Here is an 18281-nt window from a genome sequence, read left to right on the forward strand (position 1 = left end):
TGTTGAAATAGCCGCATATTCTACCCGTTATCGGCGGGCGCGCCAAACCACTGATGATACCAACGTGGTAAAACTTGATCCCGTAAGCTATGGATTTGCCACCCTTCTGCGGAAAAAACCACCGTTATCTGTCCCTGCTGCGGCGTGGCGAACCAGCGATACCCCCGCTGGCGATAGCGCTGAACCACCTTGTACGAGGGCATCCGCCACGCATTGTAGCGCGAAGCGGATGCCAGCGCGGCCGCACCCTCTACCCGGTGGACCAGCAATTCGCTGGAGGAGGTGTTGCTACCGTGGTGGGGAACCTGGATAAGTGTAGACGTCAGATGCTGCCAGTAACGGCTGATCATCGCCTGCTCCGCCTGACGTTCTATATCGCCGGTGAGCAGGATGCTGGAGCGACCATCATCGATGCGCACCACGCAGGAGTGATTATTACCCTTTGCCGTGCTGCCCGGCAGCGGCCACAGGGCCTGGAAGTTGAGTCCCTGCCATTGCCAGCGCTCGCCGCGATGACACGGCAGATGACGCGCCCAGCCTAAAGGGCTGCGCACCCACGCCTGCGGCCATGCCTGTAGCACTGAATTAAGGCCGCCGCGATGATCCAGATGCTCGTGGCTTAGCACAATGCCCTGCAGCTGCAGATGATGCCAGCGCAGCCACGGGATAATCACCTGCTGACCGCTGTCGCCCTGCGGCCATGCTGGCCCGGTATCATAGAGGAGCGCCTTGCCGTGACGTTCGATAACCATCGCCAGCCCCTGCCCGACATCCAGCATCGTCACCCGCCATTCGTCCGCGGGAAACGGCCTCCAGAAGGGCCGCATCAGCAGGAACAGCACGCTCAGACACAGGGCCGGGAAATGCCGCCAGCTCTGAAAACGCCAGCCCATCACCAGCAGCCACGGCAGGCTACTGATCCAGAGCCAGCGAGCGTCCAGCGGCAGCCAGCCGTCCGGTAAACGTCGTAATCCCCAAAACAGCAGCGCCAGCACGCGATCGGCCGCCAGCCAGAGCAACGACTCCACCATCCCCGGTCCCGTGAGATGCAGCAGCATCGCGCCGAGAATAAGCGGCACCGCCAGCAGGGTCACTAAGGGTACCGCCAGCAAATTGGCGGCCATGGACGTCAGGCTGACGCCATGGAAGAGCAGGAGCTGGAGCGGCATCAGCAACAGCGTCACGCCAGCCTGCAAATGAACGAGGGCGAACAGTGTCTTCCATGGCCAGCGCCAGCGGCCGGCAGGCAGCGGTACCCACTGAAACCAGAAGATCAGCCCCGCCACGGCGAAAGCGGATAGCCACAGGCTTTGCGACAGCACCGCCAGCGGGTCGGTAACGAGTATCGCCCCCAGACAGCAGAGCCACACCTGCCACGCCGTCCAGCGTTGGCCCGACAAGCGTAAGGCGCAGCACACGCCCAACCCTACGCAGGTGCGCAGCGCCGGCGGCTGCATGCCGGTCAGCCAGGCATAGCAGACGGCGCCGGCCAGCCCGGCCAGCAGCGGCAACCGCCAGCCGATCCAGCGGCCCGGGAGAATATACTGCACGCCGCGCAGCAGGAGCACGATAAGGGAAGCCGCGAGGGCGATATGAAGACCAGAGATGGCCATCAGATGGGAGGTGCCCGTGTTCTGCATCAGGACCTTAATCGCCGTCGGCAGGGTCAGTCGCTCCCCCATCCCTAATCCCAGCATCACCGCACGCCAGGGATAAGGCTCCAGACGCCGGGTCAACGACGCCAGGTAGCGGGCGCGCAGGCTGCAGCGGGGATCCAGCGCGGAAGCTGCAACAATCCCCCCGCTCAGCGGCCGGTGCTGCGCCAGCGCATAACGCTGGCTGTCGAAGCCCCCGTCGTTGAGCTGCCCGTGCACCGGGCGCAGGCGCAGCGTCATCAACCAGTGCTGACCCGCACAGGCGGGCGCAGGTGTAAGTTCCCCGTACAGCGTCACGCCCACCGGGGGAAACAGGTAGTGGCCCGCCAGGCGCACAATCTGACCACGGTGCAGGGCCTGGCCATCCGTCTCGCTGAGGATCACTTCCGCCTGCCGGATGGCGCCGGTAAGGTGCCGGGTCGGCCACAGCGCCTGATGCGCGCTCAATACTCCCCAGATCATCAGCAGAAGCGTCATCGCCACACAAGCCATGGCCGTTCCGCGCAGGCGGGTCAGCAACAGCGCCGCAAGGCACGCGCTCGCCAGAACGTGCGGGCCCGGCAAGACGGGTAGCCAGAGTAGCGGCAGCATCGCGATGCTGGCGCATCCGGCAAGCCATGGTAGACGCATAAACACCTCCCTGTGAGCAGGCAGTGTTACGCAAAGCGACGGTGGCGTCCCGCCGCCGAATTCAGGCGTGCGTAGCGCCTTCCAGACAATCGTATCTGTTGCAGTCAGGCACGGTTTTTTTGCGAAGCTGGAGGTAAATCGCGGACACAAAAAAAGCACCCGCAGGTGCTTTTTTTATCATCAGGCAGGTTGCACGTCGTGCAACTTACTCTTCATAAATATTGGCGCGGTCACGTAATTCTTTCCCGGGCTTAAAGTGCGGAACGTACTTACCTTCCAGTTCGACTTTATCACCAGTTTTCGGGTTACGTCCGGTGCGAGGTGCTCGATAGTGCAGAGAGAAGCTGCCGAAACCGCGGATTTCAATGCGCTCACCTTGAGCAAGCGTTGAGGCCATATGTTCCAGCATTTCTTTAACAGCATCTTCCACCGCTTTCGCCGGAATGTGAGATTGCTGGCTGGCAAGTCTTTCAATCAATTCTGACTTGGTCATTATTCCTCCGGTTTCCTTCAAGGCAAAAATTAGCTAACAGCTTAAACAAGGGCGGCCGTAGCCGCCCTTTGTGCTTGATTACAGGACGAATCCTGCAATCTGTCAAGTAAACTCGTCACTATTCAGGTTGTTATTACCTGAATGACAAAGATTACTCGCCTTTCGCTGCTTTGAACGCTTCAGCCATAGCGTTGTTGGAGAAGTTCGCGTCTTCCTGCTTGTTCACGGTAGCGATAGCGTCTTTTTCTTCCGCTTCGTCTTTCGCACGTACAGACAGGCTCACTACGCGGTTCTTACGATCCACGCCGGTGAATTTCGCTTCAACTTCGTCGCCAACGCTCAGAACCAGAGTTGCGTCTTCAACGCGGTCACGGGATGCTTCAGAAGCACGCAGGTAACCTTCTACGCCGTCAGCCAGTTCTACGGTTGCGCCTTTAGCGTCAACTGCAGTTACTTTACCAACAACGATAGCGCCTTTCTTGTTCAGAGCAACGTAGTTGTTGAACGGATCTTCCGCGAGCTGTTTAACGCCCAGGGAGATACGCTCACGCTCTGCGTCAACCTGCAGAACAACTGCTGCGATTTCGTCGCCTTTTTTGTATTCACGAACTGCTTCTTCGCCTGCAACGTTCCAGGAGATGTCAGACAGGTGAACCAGGCCGTCGATGCCGCCGTCCAGGCCGATGAAGATACCGAAGTCAGTGATAGACTTGATTTTACCTTCAACACGGTCGCCCTTGTTGTGGGTTTCCGCGAACTGCTGCCATGGGTTAGATTTGCACTGCTTCAGACCCAGGGAGATACGACGACGCTCTTCGTCGATATCCAGAACCATCACTTCCACAACATCGCCAACGTTAACAACTTTGGACGGGTGGATGTTTTTGTTGGTCCAATCCATTTCGGAAACGTGAACCAGGCCTTCAACGCCTTCTTCGATTTCAACGAAGCAGCCGTAGTCGGTCAGGTTGGTCACGCGACCGGTCAGTTTGGTACCTTCCGGATAACGTTTAGCGATAGCTACCCACGGATCTTCGCCCAGCTGTTTCAGGCCCAGGGATACACGGGTACGCTCGCGGTCGAACTTCAGCACTTTAACAGTGATTTCGTCGCCAACGTTTACGATTTCGCTCGGATGCTTAACGCGTTTCCAGGCCATATCGGTGATGTGCAGCAGGCCGTCAACGCCGCCCAGATCAACGAATGCACCGTAGTCAGTGAGGTTCTTAACGATACCTTTGACTTCCATGCCTTCCTGCAGGTTTTCCAGCAGCTGATCGCGCTCTGCGCTGTTTTCGGATTCGATAACGGCACGACGAGAAACAACAACGTTGTTACGCTTCTGGTCCAGCTTGATGACTTTGAACTCAAGCTCTTTGCCTTCCAGGTGCAGCGTGTCGCGCACCGGACGAACGTCTACCAGGGAACCCGGCAGGAACGCACGAATACCGTTCAGCTCAACAGTGAAGCCACCTTTAACTTTGCCGTTGATAACACCGGTAACAGTTTCAGCGTCTTCGTAAGCTTTTTCCAGCGTGATCCAAGCTTCGTGACGTTTAGCTTTCTCACGGGACAGCAGAGTTTCACCGAAGCCGTCTTCTACTGCATCCAGAGCAACGTCAACTTCGTCACCAACCTGGATTTCCAGCTCGCCCTGGGCGTTTTTGAACTGCTCAGCCGGGATGGCGGACTCAGATTTCAGACCGGCGTCAACCAGTACTACGTCTTTGTCGATAGCAACAACAACACCACGAACGATGGAACCCGGGCGGGTTTCGATTTCTTTTAAGGATTCTTCAAACAGTTGAGCAAAAGATTCAGTCATGTTTAATCTTCAGGTTAATATTAACGTCCACCTGGCTCCGTGCCGGATGGGGTTGTTTCACATACCCGCTGACCATCCATTGCCGCGGGGTACTGCTATAATTCGGAGGCTTCGGCGCGCTACCGGTTAAGGCTCACGCAACGGCCAATTTTTCGCGCGCATATTGTAGCGCTTTTTCAATCACTTGCTCAATGTTTAGTTCTGTTGAATCGAGAACTAATGCATCGGCAGCCGGGACAAGCGGCGCCACTGCGCGATTTCGGTCGCGATCGTCACGCTCTTTTATCTCGGACAAAAGACGTTCAAAGTTAACATCAAAGCCCTTTTCCTGCAACTGCCGCATGCGGCGATGCGCCCGCTCATCGGCCGAGGCATCGAGGAAAATTTTCACCGGCGCGTCCGGGAAAACCACCGTGCCCATATCGCGCCCGTCGGCGATGAGCCCCGGCAGTTCACGGAAGGCGCGCTGGCGGCGCAGCAGCGCTTCGCGAACGCGGGGGAAAGCGGCCACTTTCGAGGCGGCATTGGCGACCTCCTGAGTGCGAATTTCGCCGCTGACATCTTCCCCTTCCAGCACCACTTCCAGGGTGCCGTCAGTAGAAATAAAGCGCACGTCAAGATGGGCCGCCAGGGGCACCAGCGCCTCTTCGGACTCTACGTCAACATGATGATGCAGCGCCGCCAGCGCCAGAACGCGGTAGATCGCGCCTGAATCTAACAGATGCCAGCCCAGCGCTTCCGCCATTGCCTTGCACAACGTACCTTTACCCGCACCGCCAGGCCCATCAATGGTGATTACCGGAATATTCGCCGTCATCTTTTTCTCCTTCAGCAAGGCGCATGGAATATAAACGCCGCGCATTATACGCATCAATACGCCGGAAAGTGAGCATTGCTTGTAAATTACGGACTACAGGAAATGAAAAGCAGAAGTTTTGCGCAATTATAGCGGGCTGACAGGACATCAGCCCGCGGGATGACAAAGTTTTACTCAGGCGAGGGTACTGATCCGCGCCAGTTGCTCAAAATAGTCCGGGAACGTTTTGGCCGTACATTTGGGATCAAGGATGGTCACCGGCGTATCAGACAGCGCCACCAGCGAGAAGCACATCGCCATCCGGTGGTCGTTATAGGTGCCGATTTCAGCATATTTCAACTTTGCCGGCGGGGTGATGCGAATATAATCTTCACCCTCTTCCACCTCGGCGCCCACTTTACGCAACTCGGTCGCCATGGCGAACAGACGGTCCGTCTCTTTGACCCGCCAGTTGTAGATATTGCGCAGCGTAGTGGTCCCTTGCGCGAACAGCGCGGCGGTAGCGATGGTCATCGCCGCGTCCGGGATATGGTTCATATCCATATCGATAGCCTTGAGCTCGCCGCGGGTGCAGGCGATAAAATCGTCGCCCCAGGTCACGGTAGCGCCCATTTTCTCCAGGACGTCGGCGAAACGGATATCGCCCTGCACACTGCCGCGGCCGATACCGGTGACTTTTACCGTGCCGCCCTTAATGGCGCCAGCGGCGAGGAAATACGAGGCCGAGGAAGCATCGCCTTCCACCAGGTAATCCCCTGGCGACTGATACTGCTGCTTGCCGCGCACCACAAAACGCTGATAAGACTGATTGTCCACCTCAACGCCGAAGGTTTTCATCAGGTGCAGCGTAATGTCGATATAGGGTTTCGACACCAGATCGCCCTTAATGGCGATCACGGTATCCTGCGGCGCCAGCGGCGCGGTCATCAGCAGCGCGGTCAGGAACTGACTGGAGACGCTGCCGTCAACCTCGACGTTCCCGCCCTGAAAACCGCCGCGCAGGCGTAGCGGTGGATAATTTTCCTGCTCAAGATAGTCGATCTGAGCGCCGCCCTGACGCAGGGCATCCACCAGATGGCCGATCGGGCGCTCTTTCATCCGCGGTTCGCCGGTCAGCACAATATCGTTGCTGCCAAGGCACAGGGCCGCCGCCAGCGGACGCATCGCGGTTCCGGCGTTGCCGAGGAACAGCTCCAGCGCCGCAGCAGCGCGCAGCGGGCCGCCGTTGCCGGTCACTTCGCAGCGGGTGCGGTCGGCAGACAGGGTATATTGAACCCCCAGCGCACTCAGGGCATTCAGCATATGGCGCACATCGTCGCTGTCCAGCAGGTTGGTCAGCACCGTCGTGCCGCGGGCCAGAGCGGCCAGCAGCAGCGCGCGGTTGGAGACGCTTTTCGAACCTGGCAGGTTCACGGTGCCCTCTACGCGTGCGATGGGTTGTAACGTCAGGGATTCCATCAAACTTCACTCTCAAACAAACAGAATAAAAACCCCGCAGACAGGCCGCGGGGAGGAAGAAAGAAACAGGCGATTAACCGTGGCGGCGTTCGAAGTCCAGCATAAAGTCGGTTAACGCCTTCACGCCGTCCAGCGGCATCGCATTGTAGATCGAGGCGCGCATGCCGCCCACCACGCGGTGGCCCTTCAGCGCGTGCAGCCCGGCGGCAAACGACTCTTCGAGGAACAGTTTGTCCAGTGCGCTGTCCGCCAGCTGGAACGGCACGTTCATGCGTGAGCGGTTGGCTTGCGCCACATCGTTACGGTAGAACCCGCTGTTATCGATCACGCCATAAAGCAGTTCGGCTTTCTGCTGGTTGATTTTATCCATCGCAGCGACGCCGCCCTGCTGTTTCAGCCACTTAAACACCAGACCAGCCAGATACCAGGCGAACGTCGGCGGCGTGTTAAACATCGAGTCGTTCTCGCTTAACACGGTATAGTCGAGGATCGACGGACAGGCCACGCTGGCTTTGCCCAGCAGATCTTCACGCACGATGACCAGCGTCAGCCCTGCCGGGCCAATATTTTTCTGCGCGCCGGCGTAGATTACACCGAAGCGGTTGACGTCAATTTCGCGGGACAGAATGGTGGAGGAGAAATCAGCAGCGACGATGACGTCGTCGCCGAAATTCGGCGTATCATCAATCGCGATACCGTCAATGGTTTCGTTCGGGCAGTAATGCAGATAGGCCGCGCCCGGCGTCAGCTGCCACTCGCTCATCGGCGTAACAGCTCGCTTGCCATCGACAGTGATTTTCGCGTCGATAACGTTCGGCGTGCAGTATTTCTTCGCCTCTTTGACCGCGCTGGCGGCCCAGTAGCCGGCGTCCACATAGTCAGCGACGTTTTTATCGCCGAGGATGTTCAGCGGGATCCCCGCGAACTGGCCGCGGCCGCCGCCGTGGCAGAACAAAACTTTATAGTTGGAAGGGATATTCAGCAGAGAGCGGAAGTCCTGTTCTGCCTCTTCTGCCACCTGGATAAACTCCTTACCACGGTGACTGATCTCCATGACCGACGTACCCAGACCGTGCCAGTCGCACAGTTCTTGCTGAGCCAGTTTGAGTACTTCCGCCGGCAGCATTGCCGGGCCCGAACTGAAGTTATAGACCTGAGCCATTTCCCCTCACCACGTTGCTATGTTGTTTTGCCCGCGAACCGCCGCGGGCATAAGTTATTCCTGTGGCTATCGGTTTTATCATTCAGTGACACGGTCCGCAATGGCTAAAACTCGCCGACGGTAAAACGCGGCCACCGTCACACAACAGAATCTATCGGCTTGACGTAATAAAACCGACATATTTGCTGTCAGGTGAGTCGTTTCGCTCGGCTGGCCTTCGACCATTCTGCATTTGCGCAGCGGGAACATATTCGCTTTTCTCCCGCCTGCATCGCCATCACGATGCTGCAGCGTACGCAGGCATAGATCCCCTCCTGCGGAATCGTGGTGTAACGCGCGGTACAGTGGGTAGGCAGGATAGACAACCCCGCTCTGACCTCTTCATCCGGATAATAAAACACGCTGATCTGCCCGTTGGTTTCAAGGATCGCCAGCCGGACCTGGCCAAGCTGCTCGACGCTGTTGACCCGCAGCTCCATAAAGAATTCGAATTCGGTCATGTTTTCCGCATGCAGCTTCTCCCACGCCAACTGCCCCTCCTCGACCACCACGATAGGTTTACCTTCCAGGAGATCCTCCAGCTTTTCGCTGTGCCCCATCAGCCACATGATGCCGCGATACAGCAGCGCCAGCGTGATGAAGACCACCAGCACCGGCAGTAGCGGTACATCGTCATAAAACGCCACGTCCCCTGCCGCCGAACCAAGGGTCAGAATAATCAACACCTCGAACAGCGACATCTGCCGCACGCCGCGCCGTCCGGTAATCTTGAGGAAAATAAAGACCAGAACGAAGGTATAGAGGCTGCGCAACGCCACCTCGGCAAGAAACTCCACCGACACTTTATCGAGCGCCATCCGCTGCCAGTCAAAGGCTTTCATCTATCATCTCCCTGTGGGTCATAAGTTGCCTCTAAGCATAGCCAGATGATGGAGATAGCACCTGTCAGATAAAAGCCGTATCATTGCGCGCTTTCCGTACGACAAAAGTGATCGCCATGACCCAAACGTTTATTCCCGGCAAAGATGCCGCCCTGGAAGATTCCATCGCTCGCTTCCAGCAGAAATTGCTCGACCTCGGATTTGATATCGAAGAGGCCTCGTGGCTGAACCCGGTGCCGCACGTGTGGTCCGTTCACATTCGCGATAAAGAATGCGCGCTGTGCTTTACCAATGGTAAAGGCGCCACCAAAAAGGCAGCCCTGGCCTCCGCGCTGGGCGAATATTTCGAGCGCCTGTCCACCAACTATTTCTTCGCCGACTTCTGGTTAGGCGACACTATCGCTAATGGCCCGTTTGTTCACTACCCGAACGAAAAGTGGTTCCCGCTGACCGAAAACGACGATGTCCCGGAAGGTCTGCTGGATGCCCGTCTGCTCGCGTTCTACGATCCGGACGATCAGCTGACCGCCAGCATGCTGGTGGATCTGCAGTCGGGGAACGATGAGCGCGGCGTATGCGGCCTGCCCTTTACCCGCCAGTCCGACGGCGAAACCGTCTATATTCCGATGAATATCGTTGGCAACTTGTACGTATCCAACGGTATGTCTGCAGGGAATACCCCGAATGAAGCACGTGTGCAGGGCCTGTCAGAGGTCTTTGAACGTCACATAAAAAACCGCATCATCGCAGAGAGCATCAGCCTGCCGGAGATCCCGGCGGAAGTCATGGCGCGCTATCCTGGCGTCGTGGAGTCGATCGCAAAACTTGAAGCCGAAGGCTTCCCGATTTTCGCCTACGATGGTTCGCTGGGCGGCAAATACCCGGTTATCTGCGTCGTGCTGTTTAACCCGACTAACGGCACCTGCTTCGCTTCCTTTGGCGCCCACCCGGACTTCGGCGTGGCGCTGGAGCGTACGGTCACAGAACTGCTGCAGGGTCGCAGCCTGAAAGACCTCGATGTCTTTACGCCGCCGACCTTTGATGACGAAGAAGTCGCCGAGCACGCGAACCTCGAAACCCACTTCATCGATTCCAGCGGCCTGATCTCCTGGGATATGTTCAAGCAGGATGCCGACTATCCGTTCGTTGACTGGAGTTTCTCCGGCACCACCGAAGAAGAGTTCGCCACCCTGATGGCCATCTTCAAGGCCGAAGATAAAGAAGTTTACATTGCCGATTACGAGCATCTGGGCGTCTACGCCTGCCGTATCATCGTTCCGGGCATGTCGGATATTTATCCGGCAGAAGACCTGTGGCTGGCAAACAACAGCATGGGCGCCCATCTGCGGGACACCATTCTGTCGCTGCCGGGCAGCGAGTGGGAAAAAGAAGATTATCTGGCGCTCATCGAACAAATGGATGACGAAGGCCTGGATGATTTCACCCGCGTTCGCGAACTGCTGGGCCTTGCCACCGGGAAAGACAACGGCTGGTATACCCTGCGCATCGGCGAGCTGAAAGCGATGCTGGCCCTGGCTGGCGGCGATCTGGAACAGGCGCTGATCTGGACCGAATGGACCATGGAATTCAATGCCTCTGTCTTCAGCCCTGAGCGCGCAAACTACTATCGCTGCCTGCAGACCCTGCTGCTGCTGAGCCAGGAAGAGGAGCGTCAGCCGCTGCAGTATCTGAACGCCTTCATCCGTATGTATGGCGCCGATGCGGTCGAAGCCGCCAGCGCTGCGCTGAGCGGCGAAGCCCCGTTCTATGGCCTTCAGGCTGTCGACAGCGATCTGCAAGCCTTCCCGGCTCATCAGTCGCTGCTGAAAGCGTATGAAAAGCTGCAGCGGGCGAAAGCGGCGTTCTGGGCAAAATAAGCCCCCATACGCCAACATGCTTGCCAACAACGGAGCCCGATGCGGCTCCGTTATTTTAACCTGGCGAGGGAGCCACTATAGTTTGTAGTTGTAAAGTTAATTAATAGTAAATATCGCACTTATATCATTTACCAATTGTTAATTTAAAATAAAATACTCCATTTTAATTAACTCAAATACTGGGGCAAAAACGAAAAAATTCAACATAACTTATAAATTTTAAAATTTATTTTCCATAAAAAATTCAAATAGTTAAGCATCAAACAAGCAAAAACCCCACACTAAAAAGGCATATAGTTCCGGTGAGATATGATCTATATCAATTTCCCTTCTATAATGCTTTGTTAGTATCTCACCGCCAACTTATATAAAGAGAGAGTTAGTGTGAAAGCTGACAACCCTTTTGATCTTTTGCTCCCTGCCGCGATGGCGAAAGTCGCCGAAGAAGCAGGTGTCTATAAAGCAACGAAGCATCCGATGAAGACCTTTTATCTGGCGATCACCGCTGGCGTTTTCATCTCCATCGCTTTCGTATTCTATATCACCGCGACCACCGGCACTGCCGCGATGCCTTTTGGGATTGCCAAGCTTATCGGTGGGGTCTGTTTTTCCCTGGGTCTGATTCTGTGCGTTATCTGCGGCGCTGACCTCTTTACCTCTACTGTGCTGATCGTGGTGGCGAAAGCCAGCGGTCGAATCACCTGGGGGCAACTGGCAAAAAACTGGCTCAACGTCTATTTTGGTAACCTGGTGGGCGCACTGCTGTTTGTGCTGCTGATGTGGTTATCAGGCGAATATATGACTGCCAACGGCGGTTGGGGGCTAAACGTCCTGCAGACTGCTGACCACAAATTGCACCATACTTTTGTGGAGGCCGTGAGCCTGGGTATCCTCGCTAACCTGATGGTTTGTCTCGCCGTATGGATGAGCTATTCCGGTCGTAGCCTGATGGATAAAGCGATGATCATGGTCCTGCCGGTAGCGATGTTTGTTGCCAGCGGCTTTGAGCACAGCATCGCCAACATGTTTATGATCCCGATGGGTATCGTAATCCGCAATTTTGCGAGCCCGGAATTCTGGACCGCTATCGGTTCAACTCCGGAAAGTTTCTCACACTTGACCGTTATGAACTTCATCACTGATAACCTGATTCCGGTGACTATCGGGAACATTATCGGCGGAGGTTTGCTGGTCGGGTTGACATACTGGGTCATTTACCTGCGTGGCAACGACCATCACTAAGGGTTGTTTCAGGCAGTAAATAAAAAATCCACTTAAGAAGGTAGGTGTTACATGTCCGAGCTTAATGAAAAGTTAGCCACAGCCTGGGAAGGTTTTGCGAAAGGTGACTGGCAGAATGAAGTCAACGTCCGTGACTTTATTCAGAAAAACTACACCCCATATGAAGGCGACGAATCCTTCCTGGCTGGCGCAACTGAAGCGACCACCAAGCTGTGGGACACCGTAATGGAAGGTGTAAAACAGGAAAACCGCACTCACGCGCCTGTTGATTTTGACACTGCCCTGGCTTCCACCATCACCTCTCACGACGCTGGCTATATCGAGAAAGGTCTCGAAAAAATCGTTGGTCTGCAGACCGAAGCGCCGCTGAAACGTGCGATCATCCCGTTCGGTGGTATTAAAATGGTTGAAGGTTCCTGCAAAGCGTACAATCGCGAGCTGGATCCGATGCTGAAAAAAATCTTTACCGAGTACCGTAAAACCCACAACCAGGGCGTATTTGATGTTTACACCAAAGACATCCTGAACTGCCGTAAATCCGGCGTGCTGACCGGTCTGCCGGATGCTTACGGCCGTGGTCGTATCATCGGTGACTACCGTCGCGTTGCGCTGTACGGTATCGACTTCCTGATGAAAGACAAATACGCTCAGTTCCAGTCTCTGCAAGAAAAACTGGAAAGCGGCGAAGATCTGGAAGCGACCATCCGTCTGCGTGAAGAGATCTCTGAACAACACCGTGCACTGGGTCAGATCAAAGAGATGGCGGCTAAATATGGCTACGACATCTCCGGTCCGGCAACGACTGCTCAGGAAGCTATCCAGTGGACCTACTTCGGTTACCTGGCTGCCGTGAAATCTCAGAACGGCGCAGCAATGTCCTTCGGTCGTACCTCCAGCTTCCTGGATATCTACATCGAACGTGACCTGCAGGCCGGTAAAATCACCGAGCAAGACGCGCAGGAAATGGTTGACCACCTGGTCATGAAACTGCGTATGGTTCGCTTCCTGCGTACCCCGGAATATGATGAACTGTTCTCCGGCGACCCGATTTGGGCAACAGAATCCATCGGCGGTATGGGTGTTGACGGCCGTACTCTGGTCACCAAAAACAGCTTCCGCTTCCTGAACACCCTGTACACCATGGGGCCGTCTCCGGAGCCGAACATTACTATCCTGTGGTCTGAAAAACTGCCACTGAGCTTCAAGAAATTCGCGGCTAAAGTGTCCATCGATACCTCTTCTCTGCAGTATGAGAACGATGACCTGATGCGTCCGGACTTCAACAACGACGACTACGCTATCGCATGCTGCGTAAGCCCGATGGTTGTTGGTAAGCAAATGCAGTTCTTCGGTGCTCGTGCTAACCTCGCGAAAACCATGCTGTACGCTATCAACGGCGGCGTGGATGAAAAACTGAAAATGCAGGTAGGTCCGAAATCTGAACCGATCAAAGGCGACGTCCTGAACTTCGACGAAGTCATGGATCGCATGGATCACTTCATGGACTGGCTGGCGAAACAGTATGTCACCGCGCTGAACATCATCCACTACATGCACGACAAGTACAGCTACGAAGCCTCTCTGATGGCGCTGCACGACCGTGACGTTATCCGCACCATGGCGTGTGGTATCGCTGGTCTGTCCGTTGCTGCTGACTCCCTGTCTGCTATCAAATATGCGAAAGTTAAACCGATTCGTGACGAAGACGGTCTGGCTATCGACTTCGAAATCGAAGGCGAATACCCGCAGTTTGGTAACAACGATGCTCGCGTCGATGACATGGCCGTTGACCTGGTTGAACGTTTCATGAAGAAAATTCAGAAACTGCACACCTACCGCAACGCTATCCCGACTCAGTCTGTTCTGACCATCACCTCTAACGTGGTATATGGTAAGAAAACCGGTAACACCCCAGACGGTCGTCGCGCTGGCGCGCCGTTCGGACCAGGTGCTAACCCGATGCACGGTCGTGACCAGAAAGGTGCTGTTGCCTCACTGACTTCCGTTGCTAAACTACCGTTTGCTTACGCGAAAGATGGTATCTCTTACACCTTCTCTATCGTGCCGAACGCGCTGGGTAAAGATGACGAAGTTCGTAAGACCAACCTGGCCGGTCTGATGGATGGTTACTTCCACCACGAAGCGTCCATCGAAGGTGGCCAGCACCTGAACGTGAACGTCATGAACCGCGAAATGCTGCTCGACGCGATGGAAAACCCGGAAAAATATCCGCAGCTGACCATCCGCGTATCTGGCTACGCCGTACGTTTTAACTCCCTGACCAAAGAACAGCAGCAGGACGTTATTACCCGTACCTTCACTCAGACCATGTAATTCCCAGTCTGACTGAAAAAGCGTACAATAAAGGCCCCACATCAGTGGGGCCTTTTTAACAAGTGATCCCCGCCCCAGCCTGCTTTGCCAGTTATCTATACTTTGGGTACCTGTCAAAACAGACTCGACGCAGCCGCTGAGCTGTGCACCAACACGGCCCCGGATGGGCCACATCTGGAGAAAACACCGCAATGTCAGTTATTGGTCGCATTCACTCCTTTGAATCCTGTGGCACCGTTGATGGCCCGGGCATCCGCTTTATTACCTTTTTCCAGGGCTGCCTGATGCGCTGCCTGTACTGCCATAACCGTGACACCTGGGATACCCACGGCGGCAAAGAAATCACCGTTGAAGAGTTAATGAAAGAGGTAGTGACCTATCGTCACTTTATGAATGCCTCCGGCGGCGGCGTCACGGCATCAGGCGGCGAAGCGATCCTGCAGGCGGAGTTTGTTCGCGACTGGTTCCGCGCCTGTAAAAAGGAAGGTATTCATACCTGTCTCGATACCAACGGCTTTGTCCGTCGCTACGATCCGGTTATCGACGAACTGCTGGAGGTGACTGACCTGGTCATGCTGGATCTTAAGCAGATGAACGATGAGATCCACCAGAACCTGGTCGGCGTTTCCAACCACCGCACCCTCGAGTTTGCCCAGTATCTGGCGAAAAAGAATATCAATGTCTGGATCCGCTACGTCGTGGTTCCGGGCTGGTCAGACGATGATGACTCCGCGCACCGCCTGGGCGAATTTACCCGCGATATGGGCAACGTCGAGAAAATTGAACTGCTGCCCTACCATGAGCTGGGCAAACACAAATGGGTAGCGATGGGCGAAGAGTACAAGCTGGACGGCGTTCATCCGCCGAAAAAAGAGACCATGGAGCGGGTGAAAGGCATTCTTGAGCAGTATGGTCACAAGGTGATGTACTAAGAGCCTCATCAGGGTCGGTGGTGCGCTTACGCCGGCCCGAAGCGACACTGGAAATCATTCCAGCCCCGCCGTTGATCCTCATGAAAAGCGCAATGCCGTCTCTCTGCAGTGGAAAACATGCGATAGAAACAGATGACGTGCAGCCTTCGCTGCACGTCAGAATGGTTATGCGTGCGCCACCGGCGTCGGATGATGCCCGGCTTTACGCAGCAGGGTCAGCAGATAGATAAACGACACGCTGGCGATCATGATAAACAGCAGATTGTCTGAGAAATTCTGCATCAGCATTGCTGTCAGGGTCGGGCCCAGCAGACTGCCGATGGTATAACTCATCAGCAGCGCCTGATTCATCGCCACCAGTTGGTGATGTTCGACTTTTTCGCAGGCCCAGGCCATCGCCACCGGATACAGCGTGAAACCGGATGCCCCAAGTACAAACAGCGCCGGGGCCATTGCCGCCTGACTCAGCATCGCCATACAGCCCAGAATGACCACAAAGACCTGCACCCGCAGCACCAGCAGACGGCCATAGCGGTCAGCCAGGCGCCCTACCGGCCACTGGCCGAGGATCCCCGCGCTCACCATCACCGCCATCCAGAAGCCAATGCCGGCGTCGCTCACACCCTGATGGTTCAGCCACAGCGGCATCAGGCCATACAGCGAACCGAGGACAATCCCCGAGATAATACAGCCATTGACCCCGTGGCGCGCCTGGCGCAGCTTCAGCATTGGCCAGATACGTACCGTTTCGTGCGGCTCTTCAGCCTGTCCCATAATACGGGTGAACAGCAGCGGCAGGATCGCCGCCAGCGCCAGGCCAGTCACCCACGGCAGGACGCTCATTAAATCGGTAGGTAACTTACTGACCATCAGCTGGCCCAGTACGGTACCGACATAATAGACCATCATGTACGCCGCCAGCAGACGGCCGCGGCTGCGGGAGGTCCCGCTGCAGACCAGCGCGCTTTCCACCACCACCCAAATCATCGCGCAGCCTACGCCGGCGATAAACCGCCAGCTCAGCCATGTCCAGAAGCCAACGGTGATCCCCAGCCCTACGCAGCCGACGGCGAAAATTAACGACGCGAGATAATAGCTGCGGTTAAACCCAAGGCGCTTAATCACCCAACCAGCCAGCAACGTACCGGCCAGGTTGCCGGTAAAATAGGATGACCCCACCATGCCGACCTGCCAGGTTGGCATATTTTCATGGGCGAGCCACAGCGGGACGAGCGTATTCAGCACCGCTATCGCCAGGGTCAATAAAAGCAGGCCACAGAGCAGCATTTGCACTGGCCGGGTGTAGATGGTCATGGGTAAAAAACCGTGAGGAATGTTCAGATCGCGAGCGCATCATGCCACCGCTAAAAACATTGTCAATCCACCTGAAATCAGGCGTGATGCGGTTTTGCAGGCTACGATAGAAGTTTTTTATCCACAGAATGGGTAAAGGTGAGGCAACAGATAATACACTGTTGTTTTTCTTAATTTATTAATAAATGTCGACGTTGATTTCAGTTGAAAAATTTCATCTATCGACAGCACGTTTTCATCATGCCGGCGTATGACCGCCGGCATGATGACGCCGATTAACTGGCGATAGCCATCCCCACGGTCATATGCAGACCATAGAATACGCCGCGGCCAATCATCTCTCCCGCCAGCACCAGAACAAACGCCAGGCTAAGCAGCGAGACCGCCGGCTTGTGGCCGCGGATCTGCGGCACGCACCAGCAGGCCAGGGCCAGCGCCAGCAGCACCATACGCCAGGCCATAAGCAACCCGTAATCCGGCACCAGAGCGGAAGCCTGCTGGATTGAACTGTGAATAGTAGCGAGTTCACTCCCCTGCATCAGGACCACGACAATACTCGCCAGCAGCGCCAACAAAGTAACCACCGGCAGCAAGCGCAGCGCCCAACCGTCAACGCCTGCCACGCGCAGCAGCAGGTAGCCCAGCAGCGGACCGCCGATAAACAGCGTCAGGAAGAAGCTCAGCGGCGTCCAGACGGTGTACCAGGTCGGCACCGTGTCGATGGTGTTGTATACCCGCACCATCATCCAGACGAAGATCACGCCCAGCACCATGGTGACTATCAGCCACAGGCTACGCAGGCCGGCAGGCAGTTTTTTACACACGGCCAGCAGCCAGCCAATCCCGCCGACGGCGAAGAAGATCGCCCCGCTGGCTATCTCATTACTCAGCGACGAGGCTCCCACGCGATTCAGCGAGTTAAAGGCCCGTAGCGGCGAACCGAGGTGCATTGTCGAGGCGATAAACCCGATCCCCATCAATACCCACAGGCCAAACATACTCCCCACCACGCGCTGCTCCTGCTCGCGAGAAAGATTGCCCGTCATCAGCGCCAGGGCCATGACGATAAACCCGCCCGCGACGCACTGGCCGAAGACCGTAAAGATCATCAGCGGCCATTCATGCCATCCGTTTCCCATCTCACACCTCCTTCGGATTCGCCAGGTAACCGGTGGTATCGCCACACGGCCGGGCATTGGCGTTAGGTTTAATAACGATACTCGGCCTGGTAAAGTGCGCCGACGGCTGCGGGGCTACCGCGGCCAGCTGGCCGTGCTTAGCGCGCAGCTCGGCAATCGGCCCGAAATCAAGCGCCCGCAGCGGGCAGGACTCGACGCAGATCGGCTTTTTCCCCTCGGCGACGCGCTCATGGCAACCGTCGCACTTGGTCATGTGGCCCTTGTCGGCGTTGTACTGCGGGGCGCCGTACGGGCAGGCCATATGGCAGTAACGGCAGCCAATGCACACCTCTTCATTGACCACGACAAAACCATCTTCACGCTTGTGCATTGCCCCGCTCGGACAGACCTTGGTGCAGGCCGGATCTTCGCAGTGGTTACAGGCGATGGAGAGGTAATAAGCAAAAACGTTCTGATTCCAGACACCGTTATCCTCCTGCCAGTCGCCACCGGCATACTCATAGATGCGGCGGAAGCTGACCT

The 18281-nt window shown here is 56.0% G+C and carries 14 protein-coding genes; 4 read left to right on the top strand and 10 right to left on the bottom strand.

Features of this window, described 5'->3' with window-relative positions; translation table 11 throughout:
* Positions 1-20 precede the first annotated feature (20 nt).
* From HMPREF3142_RS26495 to HMPREF3142_RS26525, 7 genes are all read right to left on the bottom strand, one after another.
* Positions 21-2285: a ComEC family protein gene (locus HMPREF3142_RS26495; protein WP_064142674.1), complete on the bottom strand. Its 2265-nt coding sequence runs from the start codon at positions 2283-2285 to the stop codon at positions 21-23.
* Between the two features lie 205 nt (positions 2286-2490).
* Positions 2491-2778, bottom strand: a complete 288-nt coding sequence (ihfB, locus tag HMPREF3142_RS26500; protein ID WP_004100704.1) for an integration host factor subunit beta — start codon at positions 2776-2778, stop codon at positions 2491-2493.
* Between the two features lie 151 nt (positions 2779-2929).
* Entirely contained in the window at positions 2930-4603 is a 1674-nt protein-coding gene (gene rpsA / locus HMPREF3142_RS26505; RefSeq protein ID WP_002898162.1) for a 30S ribosomal protein S1, read from the bottom strand.
* A 133-nt stretch (positions 4604-4736) separates the two neighbouring features.
* Entirely contained in the window at positions 4737-5420 is a 684-nt protein-coding gene (cmk, locus tag HMPREF3142_RS26510) for a (d)CMP kinase (RefSeq protein WP_012542319.1), read from the bottom strand.
* A 174-nt stretch (positions 5421-5594) separates the two neighbouring features.
* Positions 5595-6878, bottom strand: a complete 1284-nt coding sequence (gene aroA / locus HMPREF3142_RS26515; protein ID WP_008805857.1) for a 3-phosphoshikimate 1-carboxyvinyltransferase — start codon at positions 6876-6878, stop codon at positions 5595-5597.
* 73 nt (positions 6879-6951) lie between these two features.
* On the bottom strand, positions 6952-8040 hold the full coding sequence (gene serC / locus HMPREF3142_RS26520) for a 3-phosphoserine/phosphohydroxythreonine transaminase (RefSeq protein WP_008805856.1): 1089 nt from the start codon (positions 8038-8040) through the stop codon (positions 6952-6954).
* A 188-nt stretch (positions 8041-8228) separates the two neighbouring features.
* Entirely contained in the window at positions 8229-8921 is a 693-nt protein-coding gene (locus HMPREF3142_RS26525) for a DUF421 domain-containing protein (RefSeq protein WP_070612916.1), read from the bottom strand.
* 116 nt (positions 8922-9037) lie between these two features.
* Between HMPREF3142_RS26525 and ycaO the strand changes: the two genes are divergently transcribed.
* From ycaO to pflA, 4 genes are all read left to right on the top strand, one after another.
* The gene (ycaO, locus tag HMPREF3142_RS26530) at positions 9038-10798 is read left to right on the top strand and encodes a 30S ribosomal protein S12 methylthiotransferase accessory factor YcaO (RefSeq protein ID WP_022066090.1); all 1761 of its coding nucleotides are present in this window, start codon (positions 9038-9040) and stop codon (positions 10796-10798) included.
* 384 nt (positions 10799-11182) lie between these two features.
* Complete coding sequence (focA, locus tag HMPREF3142_RS26535; RefSeq protein ID WP_008805853.1) at positions 11183-12040, top strand: formate transporter FocA; 858 nt, start codon at positions 11183-11185, stop codon at positions 12038-12040.
* A gap of 51 nt (positions 12041-12091) precedes the next feature.
* On the top strand, positions 12092-14374 hold the full coding sequence (gene pflB / locus HMPREF3142_RS26540; RefSeq protein ID WP_008805852.1) for a formate C-acetyltransferase: 2283 nt from the start codon (positions 12092-12094) through the stop codon (positions 14372-14374).
* 191 nt (positions 14375-14565) lie between these two features.
* Positions 14566-15306, top strand: a complete 741-nt coding sequence (pflA, locus tag HMPREF3142_RS26545) for a pyruvate formate lyase 1-activating protein (RefSeq protein WP_002898145.1) — start codon at positions 14566-14568, stop codon at positions 15304-15306.
* 165 nt (positions 15307-15471) lie between these two features.
* Here the strand turns inward: pflA and HMPREF3142_RS26550 are convergent, their stop codons facing one another.
* The 3 genes from HMPREF3142_RS26550 to HMPREF3142_RS26560 all read right to left on the bottom strand — a co-directional run.
* A complete protein-coding gene (locus HMPREF3142_RS26550; protein ID WP_008805851.1) occupies positions 15472-16620 on the bottom strand; it encodes an MFS transporter in 1149 nt (382 codons plus the stop codon).
* A gap of 275 nt (positions 16621-16895) precedes the next feature.
* The gene (locus tag HMPREF3142_RS26555; RefSeq protein WP_070612918.1) at positions 16896-17759 is read right to left on the bottom strand and encodes a dimethyl sulfoxide reductase anchor subunit family protein; all 864 of its coding nucleotides are present in this window, start codon (positions 17757-17759) and stop codon (positions 16896-16898) included.
* A 1-nt stretch (position 17760) separates the two neighbouring features.
* Positions 17761-18281: 4Fe-4S dicluster domain-containing protein (locus HMPREF3142_RS26560; RefSeq protein ID WP_228706486.1), on the bottom strand; the 521-nt coding region annotated here is incomplete at its 5' end.

Origin of the sequence: Klebsiella sp. HMSC16C06, from assembly GCF_001808325.1 — a bacterium.
GTDB lineage: Bacteria > Pseudomonadota > Gammaproteobacteria > Enterobacterales > Enterobacteriaceae > Klebsiella > Klebsiella variicola.